Below are 7,182 nucleotides of genomic sequence, written 5' to 3'. Positions count from 1 at the left end.
TCCCAAGATGTTTCGACAGTTTACTTTCGCTTTTTAAGTGAAAATAAATGCAGTGTCCCGTTCGTCTAGAGGCCTAGGACACCGCCCTTTCACGGCGGTAACAGGGGTTCGACTCCCCTACGGGATACCATTGGGTCGTTAGCTCAGCTGGTAGAGCAGTTGACTTTTAATCAATTGGTCGCAGGTTCGAATCCTGCACGACCCACCATTTCCTCCCAAGGAAATAAAAAAAATTGGGGCTATAGCTCAGCTGGGAGAGCGCCTGCCTTGCACGCAGGAGGTCTGCGGTTCGATCCCGCATAGCTCCACCATTCTTCTCCACAGAGGAATTAAAACTAAATGTGGGCGATTAGCTCAGTTGGGAGAGCACCTGCCTTACAAGCAGGGGGTCACTGGTTCGAGCCCGGTATCGCCCACCACTCTCTAAAAACTTTTGGATGTTGACTTCCAAACCAATTCACAATAGCGGATTTGGTTCGGATTYTTGTCGACGAAAGTCTTTAGAAAGTGATTTAACTTGAAAAAGTAAACACTCGCTCTTTAACAATTTGGAAAGCTGACGAACAACGACTTTGATCGGTTGTTGTTCAAAATAAAAGTTCTCAAATCCTAGATGATTTAATCAWYTAGGTACCAACACACATTCAAGTGTTCTTGGAAACAYCAYAACTTCGGTTGTGATTGTTTAATATTTGAGTCCGGCAAAATCGAAATGTTGTCTCGCTCATTCAAATAATGAGACAACGAGTTTACACCTTGGTTAGTTGCCATACAGAAACCTTTTGGGGTTGTATGGTTAAGTGACTAAGCGTACACGGTGGATGCCTTGGCAGTCAGAGGCGATGAAAGACGTAATAACTTGCGATAAGCCCAGATTAGGTAGTAATAACCTTTTGAGTCTGGGATTTCTGAATGGGGAAACCCACGTGCATAAGCACGTATCGTTRYGTGAATACATAGCRYAACGAGGCGAACCCGGGGAACTGAAACATCTAAGTACCCGGAGGAGTAGAAATCAACCGAGATTCCGAAAGTAGCGGCGAGCGAAATTGGATTAGCCCTTAAGCTTTTAATGATGCAGGTGAAGAGTCTGGAAAGTCTCGCGATACAGGGTGATAGCCCCGTAACCGACACATCATAATCAGTGAAATCGAGTAGGGCGGGACACGTGATATCCTGTCTGAATATGGGGGGACCATCCTCCAAGGCTAAATACTACTGACTGACCGATAGTGAACCAGTACCGTGAGGGAAAGGCGAAAAGAACCCCTGTGAGGGGAGTGAAATAGAACCTGAAACCGTGTACGTACAAGCAGTAGGAGCAGACTTGTTCTGTGACTGCGTACCTTTTGTATAATGGGTCAGCGACTTAATTTTAGTAGCAAGGTTAACCRTTTAGGGGAGCCGTAGGGAAACCGAGTCTTAACTGGGCGAACAGTTGCTAGGATTAGACCCGAAACCAGGTGATCTAGCCATGGGCAGGTTGAAGGTTGAGTAACATCAACTGGAGGACCGAACCGACTAATGTTGAAAAATTAGCGGATGACTTGTGGCTAGGGGTGAAAGGCCAATCAAACCTGGAGATAGCTGGTTCTCCCCGAAAGCTATTTAGGTAGCGCCTCGGACGAATACTACTGGGGGTAGAGCACTGTTAAGGCTAGGGGGTCATCCCGACTTACCAACCCTTTGCAAACTCCGAATACCAGTAAGTACTATCCGGGAGACACACGGCGGGTGCTAACGTCCGTCGTGGAGAGGGAAACAACCCAGACCGCCAGCTAAGGTCCCAAAGTATAGCTAAGTGGGAAACGATGTGGGAAGGCTTAGACAGCTAGGATGTTGGCTTAGAAGCAGCCATCATTTAAAGAAAGCGTAATAGCTCACTAGTCGAGTCGGCCTGCGCGGAAGATGTAACGGGGCTAAGCTATACACCGAAGCTGCGGCTACGTACTTTTAGTATGTGGGGTAGGGGAGCGTTCTGTAAGCGGTTGAAGGTGGTCTGTAAGGGCTGCTGGACGTATCAGAAGTGCGAATGCTGACATGAGTAACGATAAAGGGGGTGAAAAACCCCCTCGCCGGAAGACCAAGGGTTCCTGTCCAACGTTAATCGGGGCAGGGTAAGTCGACCCCTAAGGCGAGGCCGAAAGGCGTAGTCGATGGGAAACGGGTTAATATTCCCGTACTTCTTATAATTGCGATGGGGGGACGGAGAAGGCTAGATGGGCCTGGCGACGGTTGTCCAGGTTCAAGTACGTAGGCGGAARRWTTAGGTAAATCCGGWYYTTCATTCAACGCTGAGATACGATGTCGAGCTACTACGGTAGTGAAGTCATTGATGCCATGCTTCCAGGAAAAGCCTCTAAGCTTCAGATTATAAGAAATCGTACCCCAAACCGACACAGGTGGTCGGGTAGAGAATACCAAGGCGCTTGAGAGAACTCGGGTGAAGGAACTAGGCAAAATGGTACCGTAACTTCGGGAGAAGGTACGCTCTTGGCGGTGAAGTCCCTTGCGGATGGAGCTACTAGGAGTCGCAGATACCAGGTGGCTGCAACTGTTTATTAAAAACACAGCACTGTGCAAAATCGTAAGATGACGTATACGGTGTGACGCCTGCCCGGTGCCGGAAGGTTAATTGATGGGGTTAGACTTCGGTCGAAGCTCTTGATCGAAGCCCCGGTAAACGGCGGCCGTAACTATAACGGTCCTAAGGTAGCGAAATTCCTTGTCGGGTAAGTTCCGACCTGCACGAATGGCGTAATGATGGCCACGCTGTCTCCACCCGAGACTCAGTGAAATTGAAATCGCTGTGAAGATGCAGTGTACCCGCGGCTAGACGGAAAGACCCCGTGAACCTTTACTACAGCTTGGCACTGAACATTGAACCTACATGTGTAGGATAGGTGGGAGACTTTGAAACTTCGTCGCTAGATGGAGTGGAGTCAACCTTGAAATACCACCCTTGTACGTTTGATGTTCTAACGTTGGYCCCTTATCGGGRTTGCGGACAGTGCCTGGTGGGTAGTTTGACTGGGGCGGTCTCCTCCCAAAGAGTAACGGAGGAGCACGAAGGTGGGCTAAACACGGTTGGACATCGTGTGGTTAGTGCAATGGCATAAGCCCGCTTGACTGCGAGAATGACAATTCGAGCAGGTGCGAAAGCAGGTCATAGTGATCCGGTGGTTCTGAATGGAAGGGCCATCGCTCAACGGATAAAAGGTACTCCGGGGATAACAGGCTGATACCGCCCAAGAGTTCATATCGACGGCGGTGTTTGGCACCTCGATGTCGGCTCATCACATCCTGGGGCTGAAGTCGGTCCCAAGGGTATGGCTGTTCGCCATTTAAAGTGGTACGCGAGCTGGGTTTAGAACGTCGTGAGACAGTTCGGTCCCTATCTGCCGTGGGCGTTGGAAGATTGAAGGGGGCTGCTCCTAGTACGAGAGGACCGGAGTGGACGAACCTCTGGTGTTCGGGTTGTCACGCCAGTGGCATTGCCCGGTAGCTAAGTTCGGAATCGATAAGCGCTGAAAGCATCTAAGCGCGAAGCGAGCCCTGAGATGAGTCTTCCCTGGCACTTTAAGTGCCCTTAAGGGTTGTTCAAGACTAGAACGTTGATAGGCAGGGTGTGTAAGTGCTGTGAGGCATTGAGCTAACCTGTACTAATTGCCCGTGAGGCTTAACCATACAACACCCAAGGGGTTTTGATTGGACTCAAAGCAAGAACATATTTGAATGTGTAGATAGAACTTTTATTAATCAGTTTTCCGAATTTTAGAATTTGCTTGGCGACCATAGCGTTGCGGACCCACCTGATYCCATGCCGAACTCAGAAGTGAAACGCAGTAGCGCCGATGGTAGTGTGGGGTTTCCCCATGTGAGAGTAGGACATCGCCAGGCTTTAAATATCGTTTTTAGGTCAAGACCTAAAAACAGATGGACACTTGCTTTGCAAGTATGCCACTGCGGAGTGGTAGTTCAGTTGGTTAGAATACCGGCCTGTCACGCCGGGGGTCGCGGGTTCGAGTCCCGTCCACTCCGCCACTTATTCAGAGAACCTCGCAAATGCGAGGTTTTTTTGAATCTGAAGTATAAAAATTTTAGGGGTGTAGCTCCAATTGGCAGAGCAGCGGATTCCAAATCCGCGTGTTGGGAGTTCGAATCTCTCCACCCCTGCCATATTAAGGCTCTAGCAGAAATGCTGGAGCCTTTTTGCTTTCTGGCCTTTATATGATTAAGAATCAAGCTACTAAATCCCCCAATATTCAAATAGCGCTTGTTGGAGATCGTGCTATCTCGGTCTATAACCTTTCGTAACCCTTCCTATAAGTCGCTAAGTGATTCATTTAGTGTTGAAGACTAATTAGTGTCGTTACGTCCTAAAGTCTTTCATATTGCTCCTCAACAACAGTAATCTATAGTAAAAGTGACTCCTGTAACATTTTGAATCCATATTAGAATGGAAGCTAAGTTGCTTAGTTATTTCGGTAATTTATTCAAGTAGATCTAGTTTTTCGAAGAATAGAGCATACAATTACGTCATTGTGGTTTAAAGGACATGTCATGGGACAATTATCAATTCTCGGTTTTATCGCACTTGGTGGTGCGTTCGGTGCCTGTTCACGCTATCTCGTCACTGAGTTTTGTGCAGCTATGTTTGGTCGTGGTTTTCCGTATGGAACATTAACCGTTAACATCGTAGGCTCATTAGCGATGGGTGTGTTAATTGCTGCATTCGAAAATGGGAGTTTACCGACCGAACCTTGGAGACAAATAATCGGTCTTGGATTTCTCGGTGCCTTAACTACGTTTTCAACTTTCTCTATGGATAACGTTTTACTGATGCAGCAGGGCGCTTTTTTTAAGATGGGCTTGAATGTATTACTCAATGTTGTTCTGAGTATTACCGCAGCTTGGATTGGTTTCCAATTGATGATTAAAAACTAGTTTTATTTAATACTAGCTAAAAATTAATCACTTTAGCTTGGATTCAACAAACTGATTACATATACTACTTTCTACTTGTCGGAGTGCCATAAGGCTGAGACCGTTAATTCGGGATCCGTTGAACCTGATCAGGCTAATACCTGCGAAGGAAACAAGAGAAAGATATCAAACCAGATCCATTCTCGTTTTCTATCCTTCAATCGTCTCTATCCATAGAGTCGATTCCTCTTGTAGCATCTTATCCGCCAAGCATTTTTATCCATGATTATAATAAGGAAGAATGCTATGTCGAACCGTAAACAATCAAGACTCGAAGCCAAGAATTTCATTGATTCTTTGTCTGTCGAACCATATCCAAATTCAAATAAAGTTTATATTGAAGGCTCTCGAAGCGACATTCGAGTTCCAATGCGTGAAATCTCATTGGCAGATAGTTTGGTCGGTGGCAGTAAAGATGCACCAATACTTGAGCCTAACGAACCAATTCACGTCTACGATACATCTGGTGTTTATACTGACCCTACTCATACAATCGATTTATACAGTGGCCTACCAAAGCTAAGGCATGACTGGATTGTCGAAAGAAATGATACTCAACCACTAGATGGAGTGAGCTCAGCATTTTCTAAAGAACGCCTAGAAGACGATACATTAGACGATCTTCGTTATGGTAATTTACCTGAAATCCGCCGTGCGAAAGATGGCTGCTGCGTTACTCAGCTCCATTATGCACGTAAAGGCATTATCACTCCTGAGATGGAGTACATCGCTATCCGTGAGAACATGGGTCGCCAAAAATTTGCAGACGAGCAACTGAATCACCAGCACCCAGGCCACAATTTCGGTGCAAACTTGCCGAAAGAGATAACACCTGAATTCGTTCGTAAAGAAGTTGCTGAAGGGCGCGCAATTATCCCTTCAAATATAAACCACCCAGAAGCAGAGCCGATGATTATTGGCCGTAACTTTTTGGTAAAAGTGAATGCAAATATCGGAAACTCTTCTGTTAGCTCATCGATTGAAGAGGAAGTAGAGAAACTAGTATGGTCAACTCGGTGGGGTGGCGATACAGTAATGGACCTTTCAACAGGTCGTAACATTCACGAAACTCGAGAGTGGATTCTTCGTAATAGTCCAGTTCCTATCGGTACAGTTCCAATGTATCAAGCGCTAGAGAAAGTGAATGGTGTCGCTGAGAACCTGAACTGGGAGGTTATGCGCGATACGCTAATTGAGCAAGCTGAACAGGGCGTAGATTACTTTACTATTCACGCTGGTTTACTACTCCGTTACGTACCAATGACGGCTAAACGTGTTACTGGCATTGTTTCTCGTGGTGGTTCAATCATTGCTAAGTGGTGTCTTGCTCATCACCAAGAAAGCTTCTTATATACACACTTCCGAGAAATCTGTGAAATCTGTGCAAAGTACGATGTAGCACTATCGTTAGGTGATGGCTTACGTCCAGGATCTATTGCTGATGCGAACGATGAAGCTCAATTTGCTGAACTTCGTACTCTTGGCGAATTAACGAAAGTCGCTTGGGAATACGATGTTCAAGTAATCATTGAAGGCCCTGGTCACGTACCAATGCATATGATTAAAGAAAACATGGATGAGCAACTTGAGCATTGTCATGAAGCACCATTCTATACCCTTGGTCCATTAACAACAGATATAGCACCTGGTTACGATCATATTACATCTGGTATTGGCGCGGCTCTGATCGGTTGGTACGGTTGTGCGATGCTTTGTTACGTTACGCCAAAAGAGCACTTGGGGCTTCCTAACAAAGAAGATGTAAAGACCGGCCTTATCACTTATAAGTTGGCAGCTCACGCTGCTGACTTGGCGAAAGGTCACCCTGGATCTCAAATCCGTGATAATGCTTTGTCAAAAGCACGTTTCGAATTCCGATGGGAAGATCAGTTCAACTTATCACTAGATCCAGAAACAGCAAAAGCATTCCACGATGAAACTTTACCTCAAGAATCTGGTAAAGTAGCGCACTTTTGTTCTATGTGTGGTCCAAAATTCTGCTCAATGAAAATCTCTCAGGAAGTTCGTGAGTACGCGAAAAACTCAGAACAGGTTGCAGCAGATCAGGCCATTGAAATTAAGATGCTAGATGATCCTCTAGAGGGTATGCGTAAGAAGTCTCAAGAATTTCTGGCTACCGGGTCAGAGTTGTACCATCCGGCTGTTGGTGAAAAACAAGTAGAAACAGAAGGCTAA

2 protein-coding genes, 6 tRNA genes, 2 rRNA genes and 1 riboswitch are annotated in these 7,182 nt (G+C 46.2%); all 10 genes read left to right on the top strand.

Features of this window, described 5'->3' with window-relative positions; all coding sequences use genetic code 11:
* The first annotated feature begins 54 nt into the window (after window positions 1-54).
* The 10 genes from L4D20_RS22055 (at window position 55) to thiC (ending at window position 7,182) form a co-directional block, all read left to right on the top strand.
* Window positions 55-130 (top strand) — tRNA-Glu (locus tag L4D20_RS22055).
* A gap of 2 nt (window positions 131-132) precedes the next feature.
* Window positions 133-208 (top strand) — tRNA-Lys (locus tag L4D20_RS22050).
* Between the two features lie 27 nt (window positions 209-235).
* Window positions 236-311, top strand: a tRNA-Ala gene (locus L4D20_RS22045).
* 32 nt (window positions 312-343) lie between these two features.
* A tRNA-Val gene (locus L4D20_RS22040) sits at window positions 344-419 on the top strand.
* A 375-nt stretch (window positions 420-794) separates the two neighbouring features.
* A 23S ribosomal RNA gene (locus tag L4D20_RS22035) occupies window positions 795-3,687 on the top strand.
* Window positions 3,688-3,784: 97 nt separating this feature from the next.
* Window positions 3,785-3,900: ribosomal RNA gene (gene rrf, locus L4D20_RS22030) — 5S ribosomal RNA — on the top strand.
* 67 nt (window positions 3,901-3,967) lie between these two features.
* Window positions 3,968-4,044, top strand: a tRNA-Asp gene (locus L4D20_RS22025).
* A 58-nt stretch (window positions 4,045-4,102) separates the two neighbouring features.
* Window positions 4,103-4,179, top strand: a tRNA-Trp gene (locus L4D20_RS22020).
* A 384-nt stretch (window positions 4,180-4,563) separates the two neighbouring features.
* Window positions 4,564-4,947 (top strand): fluoride efflux transporter CrcB, encoded by a 384-nt coding sequence (crcB, locus tag L4D20_RS22015; protein ID WP_428803737.1) that lies wholly within the window; start codon window positions 4,564-4,566, stop codon window positions 4,945-4,947.
* 69 nt (window positions 4,948-5,016) lie between these two features.
* Window positions 5,017-5,115, top strand: a riboswitch (TPP riboswitch).
* A gap of 117 nt (window positions 5,116-5,232) precedes the next feature.
* A complete protein-coding gene (thiC, locus tag L4D20_RS22010; RefSeq protein WP_428803736.1) occupies window positions 5,233-7,182 on the top strand; it encodes a phosphomethylpyrimidine synthase ThiC in 1,950 nt (649 codons plus the stop codon).

Source organism: Vibrio kyushuensis, from assembly GCF_050337325.1.
Lineage (GTDB): Bacteria > Pseudomonadota > Gammaproteobacteria > Enterobacterales > Vibrionaceae > Vibrio > Vibrio kyushuensis.
This window is presented reverse-complemented; position numbering and strand designations above follow the sequence as displayed.